This is a genomic window from Streptomyces uncialis (assembly GCF_001905345.1).
GTDB lineage: Bacteria > Actinomycetota > Actinomycetes > Streptomycetales > Streptomycetaceae > Streptomyces > Streptomyces uncialis.
The window spans coordinates 1-14,979 of record NZ_LFBV01000011.1 but is presented as its reverse complement, the minus strand read 5'-3'; the positions used below and the strand labels follow the sequence as shown (position 1 = coordinate 14,979).

Annotated in this window: 15 protein-coding genes; 8 read left to right on the top strand and 7 right to left on the bottom strand. The window is 72.0% G+C overall.

The features are described 5' to 3' along the window. Positions 1–264 precede the first annotated feature (264 nt). Positions 265–1,797, top strand: a complete 1,533-nt coding sequence (locus AB852_RS33965; protein ID WP_073794522.1) for an LVIVD repeat-containing protein — start codon at positions 265–267, stop codon at positions 1,795–1,797. Positions 1,798–2,016: 219 nt separating this feature from the next. On the opposite strand, the gene AB852_RS33960 is transcribed toward AB852_RS33965, so the two are convergent. After that, complete coding sequence (locus tag AB852_RS33960) at positions 2,017–2,703, bottom strand: TetR/AcrR family transcriptional regulator (RefSeq protein WP_079185125.1); 687 nt, start codon at positions 2,701–2,703, stop codon at positions 2,017–2,019. A gap of 232 nt (positions 2,704–2,935) precedes the next feature. Here AB852_RS33960 and AB852_RS33955 point away from each other — a divergent pair, with 232 nt between their 5' ends. Beyond that, positions 2,936–3,181, top strand: a complete 246-nt coding sequence (locus tag AB852_RS33955; RefSeq protein ID WP_073794519.1) for a DUF2630 family protein — start codon at positions 2,936–2,938, stop codon at positions 3,179–3,181. A 57-nt stretch (positions 3,182–3,238) separates the two neighbouring features. Here the strand turns inward: AB852_RS33955 and AB852_RS33950 are convergent, their stop codons facing one another. The 5 genes from AB852_RS33950 to AB852_RS33930 form a co-directional block, all read right to left on the bottom strand. Then, complete coding sequence (locus AB852_RS33950; protein WP_079185150.1) at positions 3,239–3,991, bottom strand: phosphatase PAP2 family protein; 753 nt, start codon at positions 3,989–3,991, stop codon at positions 3,239–3,241. A gap of 474 nt (positions 3,992–4,465) precedes the next feature. Continuing rightward, positions 4,466–5,404: a M56 family metallopeptidase gene (locus tag AB852_RS33945; RefSeq protein WP_073794512.1), complete on the bottom strand. Its 939-nt coding sequence runs from the start codon at positions 5,402–5,404 to the stop codon at positions 4,466–4,468. 100 nt (positions 5,405–5,504) lie between these two features. After that, positions 5,505–6,104, bottom strand: coding sequence for a DUF5134 domain-containing protein (locus AB852_RS33940; protein ID WP_245877031.1), 600 nt, complete (start codon positions 6,102–6,104; stop codon positions 5,505–5,507). Positions 6,105–6,325: 221 nt separating this feature from the next. Next, entirely contained in the window at positions 6,326–6,916 is a 591-nt protein-coding gene (locus AB852_RS40310; protein ID WP_073794507.1) for a WhiB family transcriptional regulator, read from the bottom strand. Positions 6,917–7,332: 416 nt separating this feature from the next. Next, a complete protein-coding gene (locus tag AB852_RS33930; protein WP_073794504.1) occupies positions 7,333–8,016 on the bottom strand; it encodes a glycerophosphodiester phosphodiesterase in 684 nt (227 codons plus the stop codon). A gap of 387 nt (positions 8,017–8,403) precedes the next feature. Here AB852_RS33930 and AB852_RS33925 point away from each other — a divergent pair, with 387 nt between their 5' ends. The 5 genes from AB852_RS33925 to AB852_RS33905 all read left to right on the top strand — a co-directional run bounded on the left by AB852_RS33925 (position 8,404) and on the right by AB852_RS33905 (position 13,176). Continuing rightward, positions 8,404–9,819: a DUF6421 family protein gene (locus tag AB852_RS33925; protein WP_073794501.1), complete on the top strand. Its 1,416-nt coding sequence runs from the start codon at positions 8,404–8,406 to the stop codon at positions 9,817–9,819. A gap of 29 nt (positions 9,820–9,848) precedes the next feature. Continuing rightward, a complete protein-coding gene (locus AB852_RS33920) occupies positions 9,849–10,598 on the top strand; it encodes an SDR family NAD(P)-dependent oxidoreductase (RefSeq protein WP_073795029.1) in 750 nt (249 codons plus the stop codon). Further along, positions 10,595–11,665 (top strand): threonine aldolase family protein, encoded by a 1,071-nt coding sequence (locus AB852_RS33915; RefSeq protein WP_073794499.1) that lies wholly within the window; start codon positions 10,595–10,597, stop codon positions 11,663–11,665. The genes AB852_RS33920 and AB852_RS33915 overlap by 4 nt, the downstream gene beginning before the upstream one ends. 168 nt (positions 11,666–11,833) lie before the next feature. Then, positions 11,834–12,433, top strand: coding sequence for a transglutaminase-like domain-containing protein (locus AB852_RS33910; protein ID WP_073794496.1), 600 nt, complete (start codon positions 11,834–11,836; stop codon positions 12,431–12,433). A gap of 44 nt (positions 12,434–12,477) precedes the next feature. After that, positions 12,478–13,176 (top strand): B3/B4 domain-containing protein, encoded by a 699-nt coding sequence (locus AB852_RS33905; RefSeq protein WP_073795026.1) that lies wholly within the window; start codon positions 12,478–12,480, stop codon positions 13,174–13,176. A 112-nt stretch (positions 13,177–13,288) separates the two neighbouring features. On the opposite strand, the gene AB852_RS33900 is transcribed toward AB852_RS33905, so the two are convergent. After that, positions 13,289–14,017 (bottom strand): lysophospholipid acyltransferase family protein, encoded by a 729-nt coding sequence (locus AB852_RS33900; RefSeq protein WP_073794493.1) that lies wholly within the window; start codon positions 14,015–14,017, stop codon positions 13,289–13,291. 332 nt (positions 14,018–14,349) lie between these two features. Between AB852_RS33900 and AB852_RS33895 the strand changes: the two genes are divergently transcribed. Next, positions 14,350–14,703: a TlpA family protein disulfide reductase gene (locus AB852_RS33895; protein ID WP_073794491.1), complete on the top strand. Its 354-nt coding sequence runs from the start codon at positions 14,350–14,352 to the stop codon at positions 14,701–14,703. The last annotated feature ends 276 nt before the right edge of the window (positions 14,704–14,979 follow it).

The following is a 14,979-nucleotide window of genomic DNA, read 5'->3' as shown; positions in this document are numbered from 1 at the left end:
CGGGTGCACGGGAGTTGAGGGAGCCCGGTACGGGGCGTGCGCGGACAATGGACGGGGGACCCGCCGGAGCGCGTCGTCCCCGGGCCGGACGGTGGGGCGGATGTGACGGATGTGCCGGTGTCCGTCTTAGCACCCCTTCATGGACCGGTGATCAAAAACCTTTATGACGATTACGTTGCCCTCTATTGATATGAGCATGAGGAAGACGATACTTCGGGTGTCCGTGAACCGTTCCAACCGTGAACGGCGCAGAGGGAGGACGCAGTGACCCTGTCGAACAACCCCCGAACACGGCGCAGACGCCTGGGAGTCGCCGCCGCGGCGGCCGGTCTGCTCGCCGCACTGATCACCGCCGGACCCGCCGGGGCGACCCCCGACCCCGGGGACAACCCGGCGAGCCCCGAACGGGTCTCCCAGAGCGAGGTCCGCGACGCCAAGCGGGCCATAGCCAACGGGGAGATACCCGGCCAGGACGAGATCGTCCACTCGGACAACATCGAGCACCTGGCGAACATCCCCAAGGACGCCCTGCCCGGCACCAACTCGGACCTCGCCTTCCAGGGCAAGTACGCGTTCGCCGGCAACTACGACGGCTTCCGCATCTTCGACATCAGCAACCCGAAGGCGCCGAAGACCGTCTCCCAGGTGCTGTGCCCGGGTTCCCAGAACGACATCTCGGTCTCCGGGAACCTGCTGTTCCTGTCGACCGACTCGTCCCGCAGCGACAACTCCTGTGCCAGCACCTCCCAGTCCGCGACCAACAAGGACTCGTGGGAGGGCATGAAGGTCTTCGACATCAGCGACAAGCGCAACCCGAAGTACGTGTCCGCGGTGGAGACGGCCTGCGGTTCGCACACCCACACCCTGGTGCCGGACCGCAAGAACGTCTACGTGTACGTCTCCTCGTACTCGCCGCTCGCGGCGTTCCCCGACTGCCAGCCGCCGCACGACGGCATCTCGGTCATCAAGGTGCCCAAGAAGGCCCCGCAGAACGCGGCGGTCGTGGGCTTCCCCGTGCTCTTCCCCGGTGAGGGTCCCGACGGCGGCGGCAACCCGGGCGGGCCCACCAACCCGGGTGTCTCCAAGACGACCGGCTGCCACGACATCACCGTCCTGCCCTCGAAGGACCTGGCCGCCGGCGCGTGCATGGGCGACGGCATCCTGTTCTCGATCAAGGACCCGGAACGCCCGAAGGTCATCGACAGGGTCCAGGACAACGTGAACTTCGCGTTCTGGCACTCCGCGACCTTCAACCAGGGCGCCAAGAAGATCGTCTTCACCGACGAGCTCGGTGGCGGCGGCTCCGCGACCTGCAACGCCGAGGTCGGCCCGAACCGCGGCGCCAACGGCATCTACGACATCGTCGGCCGCGGCGACAAGAGCAAGCTTGAGTTCCGCAGCTACTTCAAGATCCCGCGCCACCAGGCCAGCACCGAGAACTGCGTCGCCCACAACGGCTCGGTCATCCCGGTCCGCGGCAAGGACCTGATGGTCCAGGCGTGGTACCAGGGCGGTATCTCCGTCTGGGACTTCACCAACTCCTCGCGCCCCAAGGAGATCGGCTACTTCGAGCGCGGTCCGATCAGCACGACCACCCTGGTCGGCGGCGGATCGTGGTCGGCGTACTACTACAACGGCTACATCTACTCGAACGACATGGCCAAGGGCTTCGACGTACTGAAGCTCAACGACCGCCGCACCGATCCCGCCAAGAAGGTCCGGCTGCACGAACTGAACGTCCAGACCCAGCCCGACTACTTCGACGACGACCGGGACGACGACCGCTGGGACGACTGACCCGTCCCCCCAGGTGCCCGGCCGATCCACCGGCCACGGTGAGCGGCCCGCCCGCCCACCACCGGTGACCCGTCCGGGCACCACCCGCACGACAACGCCCCCGCCCCGCACGACCTGTGCCACGGGCGGGGGCACCTCTGCGCCCGGACCGCCCGCCCCGCGACCGGACCACGCCCGGTCACGGCTGTGCACGGGGCCCGCGTACGGGCTACGGCCGGATCACGGCCGCGACGTCTCGTCCTGCCCGCACCGACCCGGCCCGAACAGCGGGGAGAAGCTCTCCGGACGCCCGGCGCCCACCCGCGGCGGACCCCCGGCGGGCGGCACACCGAGTTCCCACGCCAGCTCGTAACGGTGGAACAGCTCCGCCCGCAGCACCTCGGCCGACATCCCGGCGCCGGGCAGCAGCACCGCGAAGACCGAACCCATGAGCTGCGCCCGCAACAGCGGATAGTCCACGTCCGGCGCGGGCGACCCGTACCGCTCGACGGTGTCCCGCAGGAGTTCCGCCAGCCGCTGCTGCTCCTCGCAGCGGACGAAGCCCTCCGCCTGGAGAATGCCCGCCATATGGGTGCGCATCAGCACCGGACGGTCCCGGGCGAGCCCGAGGACCGCGTCGATCGCACGGGCCATCCGCTCCTGTCCGTCGTCCGTCCGGGGCTCCCGCTCCAGGGCCTGCGCGAGCGTCAGATGCATCAGCCGGTGCACCGCGGACTGGAGCAGCTGGCGCTTGCCCGGGAAGTAGTACGACACCAGCCCCCGCGCCGTACCCGCGCGATCGGCGATGTCGGAGAGCTTCGTCGCCTCGTACCCCCGCTCGCCGACCAGCTCCACAGTGGCCCGCAACAGTCGCTCACGACTGCGTCGGCGCAACTCTTCATTGACCGATGGGCTGCGCGGGGACATCCTGTACTCCTGCGTTGACTGGCTCCAAGCCAATATACTCAGAGCGGTCGGCACGGAACCCTTCGTGGGATCTGTGCCGCTGCCGCCGTGCGCATGGGCGCAGCGGGGGAGCGTCCATGCGCACGGTGCCCGCACCATCCGGCCGGACCCCACGGGGTCCGGCCGTCGGTCTTCTTCTCGCGGGACGTCCGGCCGGTCCCTACAGTGGGGACGAGGCCGAGGAGGCGACGACATGGATCAGCGAGAGATCCTGACGCGGATCACGGCGATGGTCGAGGACGAACGGCGGCTGCGGGACTCCCTCGCGAGCACCGGCACCGACGGCGACACGGAACGTTCCCGCCTCTCCGCGCTCGAACGCGAGCTGGACCAGTGCTGGGACCTGCTGCGCCAGCGGCGGGCCAAGACGGAGTTCGGGGAGAACCCCGACGAGGCGGCGGTCCGCCCCTCCTCGCAGGTCGAGGGCTACCAGTCCTGACCCGCGGCGGTGCCGACGGCACCGCCCGGGAAGCCGCGTGGGCCGGGTCCGTCCGGCTCAGGGAGCCGTGTCCGGCCGGGCGGTGTCCCGCCGGGCCGTGTCTGCCTCTGCCGTGTCCGTCCGGTCGCGGCCAGGACGCCCGCCTGTCCGCTCGTACGACACGATCGCGAGGGTGACCATCAGGGCGCCCAGCAGCCAGCCCTCCAGTACGTCCGACGGCCAGTGCACACCGAGCCAGATCCGGGTCAGCCCCGCGCCGAGCACCGACACCACCGCCAGGGCCACCGCCGTACGCCACAGAGCGGGTGCCACGCCGTGCCGGAGCAGTACCCACAGCACCAGTCCGCTGACGACGGTCGCCGTCAGGGCGTGGCCCGACGGGAACGCGTTGAAGTGGGCGGAGTCGACCGGGTCGGGCCAGCTGGGGCGCTCCCGGCCGACCGCCGCCTTGAGGGACTGCTGGAGCAGCGTCCCGACGAGGCTGGTCGCCACCAGCCAGCACGCGAGCCGCACCTCCCGGCGCCGCAGCAGCCACAGCACCACGACGGCGAGCAGCAGGCGCATCGCCCAGGGGTCCCAGATCCAGTCGGTCAGGATGCGGTTGGCGTGGGTGAGGCCCGGTTCGGCGACCGCCCAGCGGTGGGTCGTGCGGGCGATACGGCCGTCGAGGTCCATGAGCGGACTCCAGCGGGCCGCCACCAGGGCCAGCAGCAGCGCCGCGAGGCCGAAGAGGACGAGCGCGGCGCGTGGGGCGCGCGCGCCCGCCGGACGCGGGGGGCGGGGTGGGGAGGAGGGGGACACCGTTTGCATGGGGTGATCCTTCCCGACCTGGCCGGTCGCAGCCATCCGGGTGAGGAGATCCACAGCGGTCGGGTCCGTGTTAGGCCGGTGGACGGCCCTGCGGCGGCTGGTTCGGCGCTCCCCCGGCGGTGGCGGTGGCGGGACGCCGTGGTGGGGTGCGGTGGCCGGGGGCGACGGCCCGGGTACGACGGCCCGGGTGGACGGTGAGCCCGGGGTCCGGGGGGCGGTGAGTCCGGCGTCCGGGGCGGTCGCGGGGCTCGGCGGGACGCGCAGGCGTGGCGGGACGGGTGGGGCGGGACGGGTGGGGCGGGTCCGGTGGCGGCGCGGGGTGCGCGGGCCTCCGGTGGTCGGCGGGGGCGCGGGCCCCGATGGCCGACGCGGGGTGTGCGGCCCCGGTGTGAGCGCAGGGTGGTCCAGTCCTCCGTTGGTCGGCGCGAGCCATGCGGGCCCCCGGGTGCCGCCGCAGGGTGCGGGCCCCCGGTGTCAGCGCAGGGCGTGCAGGCCCGGGACGAAGGCGATCAGGACCGGGACCACCGGGACGAACGCGGCCGCCGCGGTCAGCCGGAGCCGGCGGGCCGGGGTGAGACGGCGCGGTGGGGCGAGCAGCCGGTGCACCCGCTGCGGGACATGGCCGTGCGGGGTGGGGCAGGGGCGGCCGAACACCCCGCGGTCCTCGTTGAGTTCGACCAGGGCGAGGGCGATCGTCAGCCGTCCGAAGCGGCGGGAGGCGACATCGTCGGCGGCCAGCTCCACCAGCCGGTGCATCTGGGCACGGAACGCGGCGAACACCGGCACCTGCGGGAAGCCGTTGGCGAGCGCGGCCGACGAGTGCAGCAGCCAGTCGTGGCGCGCCTCGGCGTGACCCTGCTCATGGGCGAGGACGGCGTCCAGCTGCCTGCCCTTGAGACGGCGCAGCGCGGCCGTGGTGATGACCAGCCGCGGTGCGGCCCCGGGCAGCCACCAGGCGTCGGGCCGCTCGCCCTCCAGGACGACGAGCCGGTCGCTGCCGGGCTCCTCGCCGGGCAGCAGCGGTGCGCGGACCTGGAGTTCGGCGCGGCGTGTCCGGCGGGCCGCGCGGGTGAGACGGATCTCCCGGGCCAGCATCGCCGCGGTCCACACCCCGCCGCACGCCAGCAGCAGCGCGGTCGTCGCCGCCCAGGGGCCCGAGGGACCGAACGCGTACGCCTCGATGACCCGGGCCGGCGCCGGGGCGAACAGCCGCCCGCGTACCGCCTGCCAGGCCGCCGCCGCGCTCAGCGCCATCGACAGCGCGCAGCACAGCAGGACCGCCGCCACCACGCACTGCCAGAGCCAGAGCGCGACGACAGGTTCGCGTTCGGGCCAGTCCGCTCGCGCGAGCAGTCGCGGGGCGAGCACAGCGGTAAGCGCGCCGAGCAGCAGCAGTGCCACGGATACCGTCATCACCCCAGCTTATGAGGGGTGCGGGACCCCGCGATACCGGTGATCGCCGCAAGTGACGCAGGCCACGTTTACGGCTCCCCGCCCGGTGGCCCCGCGGGAGTCAGACGGTCAGCAGCATCGCGACCATCGCGACCCCCATCGAGAGTCTGCACGCCCGCGTCAGCTCGGGCCGGTCGCCCCAGCCGATCCGTGCCCCGCCGGGCGGCCCCGCCGCGCCCGCCGGAGCCGTCGGCCGCCCGGCCGGGTGGCCTGCCGCCGGGACCGGTACGGCCGCCCCGGCCGGTATCAGCTGCGCGCCCGCCCACAGCACGTACCCGGTGAAGTAGCCGAACAGTACGGCGGTCAGCGGCGAGGTGCCCGCCGTGCCGTGCCCGTCCGCCGACGCCATCGCCACCGACATATGGACCATCGCGACCGCGCCCACCAGATGATGCAGATGGTGGGCGCCCGCTCTGGACTCCCACAGGGCCCGGGCCCCCGCCACGGTGAAGAGCGCAGCCCCGGCCAGCCACACGGCCCGCTGCGCGGGCACCAGCGCGGCGGGCAGGGCCATGGCGGCCATCCCGAACCCCATCAGCGCCTCGCCCCCCGCCGCCCGGCGCTGTGCCTCGACCCCGCTCCGCATCCGTAACAGGCAGTAGCCCCCGCTCAGCGCGCAGAGCACGACCAGCAGCCATCCGGCCGCCCCCGGTGTGTGCACCGCCCACCTCCCTGTCCGGTGCCCCCGGGGCATGGCTGCCCACCGGTCCGGCGGGGGAAGCGGGCGGGGGTGAGCGCACAGATGTGCGAGGGGGAGTGCGCGGGGGCGCGCGGTCAGCGGGAACAGCCAGGCGCGGTCAGCGGGAACAGCCAGGAGGCCCGCTCCATGGCCCGCGCGGGCGGCAGCTCGCGGCCCGAGTGCGGCAGCTCACGCAAGGTGGATCAGGCCACCTGCCGGCTGCCCTCCGGGCGCGGGCCCGCGCGGTCCGCGCCCCGGCCGGGGGTCTCCGTGAGGGTGATCCGGGTGGAGCGGGGGCGGGGGTCGATACCGGCGGCCCGCAGGAAGTCGGCGGCGGACTGGGCCGCCGCGAGGGACCGGCGGACCCGGGGGCGGGGCACCGCCGTCGCCAGACAGATCCGTTCGACGCGCCAGCCGTGCCAGGCCAACTGCCAGACCACCGAACCCAGATGCTCCGGTGTGACGACCAGCCGCTCACCGGTCAGCAGCCGCCGCACCAGGGAGTCGTCCGCGCCGTACAGGGTGCGCAGGGCGCGCCGGAACCGACGGCGTTCCGACGGTGTGAGACCGCCCCACACCCCGTCGGACTCGCAGTTGTCGACAGCGTGCCGCAGACAGTCGACGCGTACGGCGCAGCCGCCGCAGATGCGTTTCGCCTGCTCGATGGAGTGCTCCCAGCGTTCCGACTCCCCACGGGGGAAGAACAGCTCGGGTTCGTGGCCGATGCACGCGGCACCCGGAAAGGCGGTGTCACGGACGAGAACGCGGTCGCGGGGCGGCCGGGATGCGGTCATGTGGCTGTGTCCCTTCGGGCATGCGGTTCTTCCGCCCGGCCCGGGGTCGGACCGGCTGCGGGGGTGCGCAGCCCGGGGCCGGGTGGCCGGTGCGGGACGCGGGCCCGGCCCCTGGGGACCGTGCGACCGCTTCCGCACCGAGCCTTCGTCCCCAACAACGGATGCCGGGGCGCACGTGTTCAGCGCGGCGCGGGGGAACTCGTCACACCCCCCGGCCGGGGTGTTCACGGGACGCGGCGGAGAGCCCGCGGGACCGCCGGGGACGGGCGCGGGGACGGGGCGCCGGGCCCGGTGGGACGGACGGGCGGGCGGGACGTGCCGGGCGCCGCGGACCGGGTGGGGCGCGGCGGTGGACGGGCCGGACGCGGTGGTGGACGGGGTGGGTCAGGCAGGGCGGGTCGGGCAGGGCGGGCGGGTCAGGCGGTGAAGCGGGCGGTCCGCTTGATCTCCGGATGGTCCGTCGTCGCGCCGTCGAGCCCGAGGGCGCGTACCAGCCGCAGCTGGTCCTGGGTGTTGACGACCCACCCGATGATCCGCAGATCGGCCTTGCGCGCGCGTTCCACCAGTTCGAGGGTGAGCCGGCGGATGTTCAGCACCAGGGTCCCGGCGCCGACGGCGGTCGCCCGGTCCACCACGTCGAGGCCGTAGCGGCTGGCCACCAGGGCGGTGCGCGCGTCCGGCACCAGCCGGGAGATCTCCGCGAGGGCCGCGTCGTGGAAGGACAGCACCTCCACGCGCGGGACCAGGTTGCGGGCGTGCATCACATCGGCGAGCGCGCGGGCCGCCGCGATGTCCTTGATCTCGGCCTGGAGGGGGGCCCGTACCGCGTCCAGGACCTCCTCGAACACCGGGACGCGTTCGCCGCGTCCGGCGTCGAGGGTGCGGATCTGGGCGAGGGTCCGGTCCGCGATGGGACCGCTGCCGTCGGTGGTCCGGTCGACATCGGCGTCGTGCATGACGACGAGCGCGCCGTCCTTGCTGAGGTGGAGGTCCAGTTCGATGACGTCGAGGCCCGCGAGCTCGGCGGCGACGAAGGACCTGAGGGTGTTCTCGGGCTCGACGCCCATGATTCCGCGATGGCCGATGGTGAGGAAGTTCAACGTGTACTCGCTTCCGTCGACAGCGGGTCCCCGTACGGGTCGCCGGGCGGTGTCCGCGTGCCCCGCGCGGGCAGGGCGCAGCCTAATCGTCTCCTGGGATGTGGGAAGGGCCGTGGGCGGGCGCGGCTGGTTGTGTTCCTCCGCCCGGCGGCTCCCGAGGCCGGTGCGCCTCCTTTCACGCCCCCTGGTCGGTGGTCCCGCCCCCTGGACGGGAGGCTGCCCCGGTTCGTCCGTGTGATGTTCATCCCGGGTTCGGACGGGCTTTCACGGGAAAAAGAGCGGTGTGGGTGGAGTGGGGCAGGAGATTTTCCGGCCCCTCGTCTTGCTGTAGAGATCCTTGCCCGCTTACGGTGGCATAACGCAAGGTTTTCCCGTGGAGGGTGAGAAATGACGGATGTTCTTGTGCGGATGGGTTCCGGGGGGCGGGTTTCTCCGTCGGAGCGGGTGATCGACCACCCTTCCTGGCCCCTGCTCAAGGCTGCCGTGGAAGAGATCAGGCCCTGGCAGTCCAAGGACGGCTCGATCGACCTCGGCGCCGACCACACCCCCGACCTCGCCCGGGCCACCGCCGTCGTGGAGCGCGTCGTGGACGCCCTCGGCGACCTCGCCCCGCTGCTGCCCCACAACGCCGCGTACCACACGGCCCTCGCGGCCGATCTGCGCCGCTGGGCCGCCGACGGCTTCGAGGTCCCGGACTTCCTCGACTCGCTGCTGGCCTTCCAGCCCGCCGCGCACCGCGAGGACGGACTCCAGCACCTGGTCGTCTTCCCCATGTACACGCAGAACGGCAATCTGGACCGCAATCTCGAAGCGGTCGTCCTGCGCATGGTGTGGCCCGACTGGCTCGCCGAGCTGGAGCGCACCCGGTACGACAACCCGCTGTTCTGCGGGATCACCTTCGAGGACTTCACCCCCGGGTACGACACCAACTCCGCGGTCCTCTTCCCCGAGACGATCGCCGTCCGCGAGGCCCCCGAGCGGTTCACCTGGGGCGGGATCTTCTGCGACCGCGAGGCCGCCCGGTTCCGGCGTGTCACCGACGCCTCCGTCGGCATCCTCGGCCTGGAGCTGCCCGACGACATCCAGCAGATGGTCGGCGACCAGGACCGTTGCGAGCAGGCCTTCGTCCTGTGGGACATGGTCCACGACCGCACCCACAGCCACGGCGACCTGCCCTTCGACCCGTTCATGATCAAGCAGCGCCAGCCGTTCTGGATGTACGGCCTGGAGGAGCTGCGCTGCGACCTCACCGCCTTCAAGGAGGCCGTGAAGCTGGAGGCCGACGGCTTCCCGCAGGGCCGTGACGTGCAGTTCGCCGTGCTGTTCGACCGGATGTTCCGCTTCCCGGTCACCGGTGAGCGCGTACGCAACTACGACGGGCTCGGCGGCCAGCTCCTCTTCGCCTACCTGCACAAGCACGACGTCGTCCGCTGGACCGACAACAAGCTCCACATCGACTGGGACCGCGCCCCGCAGGTCACCAACCAGCTCTGCGCCGACATCGAGCGGCTGTACCGCGACGGGATCGACCGCCCCAAGCTCGTCCACTGGTTCGCCGGGTACGAGCTGGTGTCGACCTACCTCGCCCCGCACCCCGGCTCCCGCTGGGCCAAGGGTCCCGACGCCCTCGATCTGACGCTGCCGCCCCGCAAACTCGTGGACGACGTGCTTCCGGACGAGTTTCCCCTGAGCATGTTCTATGAGGCGCTTGCCAAGAAGCTCAAGAACGTGATCGCCTCGACCAAGGGCATCACCGCGGCCACGCCCGGCACGGGCACCGACTCCACCGAGGTGGCCGCGTGAGCCCCGAGGGCAGCCCGGAGGTGAGCACGATGGACGGCAAGGACACGCTGAACGGTGCGGTGATCGCGGTCGCCGGCGCGGCCGGCCCGGCGGGCCGGGCGACACTGCTGCGCCTGGCCGAGGCCGGAGCCACGGTGATCGGTTCCGACGCCGACGCCGAGCGGCTCGCCGAAGCGGTCGACGCGGCGCGCTACGCGCACGGCGGGTCCACCGTCATCGGCGACACCGTCGACCTCCTCGACCTGCGGGCGACCCGGGAGTGGGCCGACCGGATCGAGAAGGACTTCGGACGTGTCGACGGCCTGATCCACCTGGTCGGCGGCTGGCGCGGCAGTCCCTCCTTCGCGGACACCGACCTCGCCGACTGGGACCTGCTCGAAAAGCTCCTCATCCGCACCGTCCAGCACACCTCGCTGGCCTTCGCGGAGCCCCTGAAGCGCAGCGATCGGGGCCGCTATCTGCTCATCAGCGCGGCCGGCGCGAGCAAGCCGACCGCCGGGAACGCCGCCTACGCGGCGTCCAAGGCCGCCGCCGAGGCATGGACGCTCGCCCTCGCCGACGACTTCCGCAAGGCCGGGGGCGACGACGGCCCCGCCGCGGCGGCTGCGATCCTGGTGGTCAAGGCGCTGGTCCACGACGCGATGCGCGCCGAGCGACCGAGCGCGAAGTTCGCGGGCTTCACCGACGTGGCGGACCTGGCCGAGGCCGCCGCCGGAGTCTGGGAGCGACCCGCCGGCGATGTGAACGGAAACCGTCTGTGGCTCACCGAGAAGCCGTGAACCCTCCCAGGACCGACGCGCGACGTCACCACGACCCGGACGTGCGCGGCTTCGCCAGCGACAACTACGCGGGCGCCCACCCGGAGGTCCTCGCGGCCATCACCCTCGCCAACGGCGGCCATCAGGTCGCCTACGGCGAGGACGACTACACCGAGAACCTCCAGCGGATCATCCGCGGCCACTTCGGCGCCCGTGCCGAGGCGTTCCCCGTCTTCAACGGGACCGGCGCCAACGTCGTCGCGCTCCAGGCCGTCACCGACCGCTGGGGCGCGGTGATCAGCGCCGAGAGCGCCCACATCAACGTCGACGAGGGCGGCGCGCCGGAACGCGTCGGCGGGCTCAAGCTGCTCACCGTCCCCACCCCGGACGGCAAGCTCACCCCCGAGCTGATCGACCGGCAGGCCTGGGGCTTCGAGGACGAGCACCGGGCCATGCCGCAGGTCGTCTCGATCACCCAGAACACCGAGCTGGGCACCGTCTACACACCCGACGAGATCCGCGCGATCTGCGACCACGCCCACGATCTGGGCATGGTCGTCCACCTCGACGGCGCCCGGATAGCCAACGCCGCCGCGTCGCTGGACGTCTCGATGCGGACCTTCACCAACGCGGCCGGGGTCGATCTGCTGTCGCTGGGCGGGACGAAGAACGGCGCCCTGTTCGGGGAGGCCGTCGTCGTCCTCAACCCGGACGTGGTCCGCAGGATGAAGCATCTGCGCAAGCTGTCCATGCAGCTCGCCTCGAAGATGCGCTTCGTGTCGGTGCAGCTCGAAGCGCTGCTCGCCAAGGACCTGTGGCTGCGCAACGCCCGCCACGCCAACGAGATGGCGCAGCGGCTGGCCGAGGGCGTCCGCTCGGTGCACGGGGTGGAGATCCTGTACCCCGTGCAGGCCAACGCCGTGTTCGCGAGGCTGCCGCACGACGTCAGCGAGCGGCTCCAGAAGCGGTACCGCTTCTACTTCTGGGACGAGACGGCCGGCGACGTCCGCTGGATGTGCTCGTTCGACACCCGTGAGGAGGACGTCGACGGATTCCTCGCGGCGCTCAAGGAGGAGATGGCGCGGTAGCGCGAAGCGCGGTGCGCCGCGCCGTCCGCGGCGGCGGGCGCGAGGTCCCGGAAGGGGCGCGGGTGAGCAGATCCCCGCGCCCCTTTCCGTTGTCCGTGTTCTTCCCGCTCCCGGAACGGCTCAGCAAATGCATTGAAGTTCCGTCGAGCGTATATCTATGCTCAATGTATGCAGCTGATCGAGCAGGACGTGCCCCGGTCCGCCTATCTCGCCGCCGATGAGGTGGTCGACCATGGGCATCCTCTGGTGCGCGAGACGGTGACCGCCTTGGGTGGCGGGTCGCTGTCGCCGTATGAGTATGCGCGGGCCGCCTTCGAGTACATCCGGGACGAGATCCCCCACTCACGGGACAGCGGCGACATGAGGGTCACCTGGCGCGCCTCGGACGTGCTGGAGCTGCGTACCGGGATCTGCTACGCCAAGTCCCATGCCCTGGCCGCCCTGCTCAGGGCGCGCGGCATCCCGACGGGCTTCTGCTACCAGCGCCTCACGGAGGACGACGGCAGCGCCCCGGTCCTCCATGGGCTCGTGGCGATCGCGCTCCCCGGGCGCCCGCGCTGGAGGCGTCAGGATGCCCGGGGCAACACCTCGGGCATCGACGCGCGGTTCTCGACGGAGGGTGAACGGCTGGCCTTTCCCGTCCGGGCGGAGTTCAGTGAGGTGGACTATCCGGTATTGTATGCTGCACCGCATCCGGCGGTGATGGACGCCCTGAGGAGCGCACCGGACCGGGCCGCGCTGTGGCAGTCCCTGCCCAGCTCGCTCTGACCCGCACCGCCACCGGCAACGACCCACGGCAGGCAAGGCAGAAGATGACCATTCCGCTCACCGTGTCCGACGAGGTGCGCGCACTCGCGCCCGGCTTCACCCATGTCACCGTCGAGGCCGAAGGGCTCGTCAACACCCCCAGCAGCGAAGGCACTTCGGCCCTGCTGGACGACGCCGCCCGGCGCCTCGCGGTCCGTCTCGAAGGCCGCGCGCCGCACGAGGACCCGCACATGGCCGCCTGGCGTGCCGCGTACACCGCGTTCGGCGCCAAGCCCGCCCGGACCCGCAACTCCGCCGAGGCCCTCGCCAAGCGCGCCCTCTCGTACGCCGGACTGCCCCGGATCAACGCGCTCGTCGATGTCTACAACGCCGTCAGCGTCGCCCATCTGATCCCGGTGGGAGGCGAGGACGCGGACCGTATCCACGGGGGCATGCGACTCGTCCGCGCGAAGGGCGACGAGGAGTTCCCCACCGCGGCCGAGGGGGAGCGGGTGATCGAGCACCCGGAGCGGGGTGAGGTCGTCTGGTGCGACGACAGCGGGGTCACCTGCCGCCGCTGGAACTGGCGGCAGGGAACGCGTACCCGGCTCACCGAGGAGTCGCGTTCGGCGCTCTTCCTGCTGGAGGGGCTGGCGCCGATGCGGGCCGGCGAGGTCGCGGCGGCGGGAGCGGAACTCGCCGAACTGATCGAGAAGTTCAGCCCCGGCGCCCGTATCACCGTCAACGCGCCGGTCGGTGCCTGAACCCACCTGGGAGTCGGCCCCGGCGGCGGGCGGACCGGGCGGGGAATGGTGGAGTCGGCTGGCCGGCCGGCTGGTCGGTCGGCCGGGGTTCGGCGGGGCGGGCGGGGCGTTCTCAGCCCGCTTCCGCCGCCTTCACGGCCTCCGGGGTCGGCGCCGTGCCACCGAGGTGCGCGGGCATCCACCAGGTGTCGTCGACACCCTTGGGCCGTACCGGGTACGCGCGCTGCGCCGCCTCAAGAAGCTCCTGCACCTGGTCCCGCACCCGCCGGGTGATGGCTCCCGCGTACTGGTCGCGGGGGGCCTCCATCGGCTCACCGACCCGCATCGTGACCGGGATGTGGTGCCGCCGGAAGTTGCGCGGCCGCCCCTTGGTCCACAGCCGCTGCGTCCCCCACAGCGCCATCGGCACCAGCGGGACGCCCGCCTCCTGCGCGAGCCGCGCGGCACCCGACTTGAAGCTCTTGAGCGTGAACGACTGCGAGATGGTCGCCTCGGGGAACACCCCGATGATCTCCCCGGACCGCAGCGACTCCAGCGCGTGCTGGTACGCGGCCTCGCCGCTCTCGCGGTCCACCGGGATGTGCTTCATCCCGCGCATCAGCGGGCCCGACACCTTGTGCCGGAAGACGGCGTCCTTGGCCATGAAGCGGACCAGCCGCTTCTGCGGGAGCGCCGTGAGCCCCGAGAAGATGAAGTCCAGATAGCTGATGTGATTGCTGACCAGAACCGCGCCACCGGTGCGCGGGATGTTCTCCGAACCCTTGCACTCGATCTTCAGATCGAGCGCCTTGAACATCGTCAGGGCCACGCCGATGACGGGGCGGTACACAAGCTCTGCCATGGGACGAGGAAGGCCCTTCTGTCTGCCTCGGGAGGGGGAACCCGGGCGGGAAGTTACGCAGCCGTAGGTTTTCCGGCCTGCGCAGATCGTGCCCGAAGAACGAACCGGGGGCCAGTCCTGGCGCCCCCGCAGCGCGAGATCCTCGTCACGTCGGAGACATGTACCGTTCCCCCCGCCGGGCGGGCGTATGCCGCCCCGTCGCGACCCGCCGTCCGGCGGAAGTTCCGTCCGGAACCAGGCGGGTCAGGAATCACCGCGAACCGGTGCACGCTCTTCCTGGGGAAGGCGGGGTGTCCGGCACCGGACACCCCCGAACGGAAGGACGGTGGACGGTGGACGGTGCACACGGGCAGGAGTGGACGCGCGGGCCCGGGGACGGCACGCGGCTCGACGCGGCCGCGCTCGGTGCGGACCTCGGGGAGCGGGCCACACTCGTCCAGTTCTCCAGCGCCTTCTGCCGGCCCTGCCACGCCACCCGCCGGGTGCTCGCACAGGTCGCGGACATGGTGCCGGGTGTCCGGCACATCGAGATCGACGCCGAGGACCACCTCGCGCTGGTCCGCTCCCTCGGCATCCTCAAGACACCGACGGTCCTCGTCCTGGACGCGGACGGCCGTGTGGTGCGCCGGGCCGCCGGACAGCCCCGTACCGCCGATGTGATCGCCGCGCTCGGTGAGGCTGTCTGAAGGCCGTGCGACCGGGGAAGGCTGCGACTACGGAGCGTTGCGAAGGTCACAAGGCCGAGCGCTTGCTCAGGCAGGACGACAGGAGTCTACTGATCGGTAATATCGCCTCCGGGTGCACCCGGAGGCGGCCGGAACGGGCGGCTCCGCGCGCCTGCGCACCTGCGGGGCGATGCCCCGGAACTGACGACGAACAAGGAGTTCGGTATGACCCTGAAGATTGTCGTGTGTGTGAAGTATGTGCCGGATGCTTCGGGTGAGCGGGGGTTTTCGGGGGAT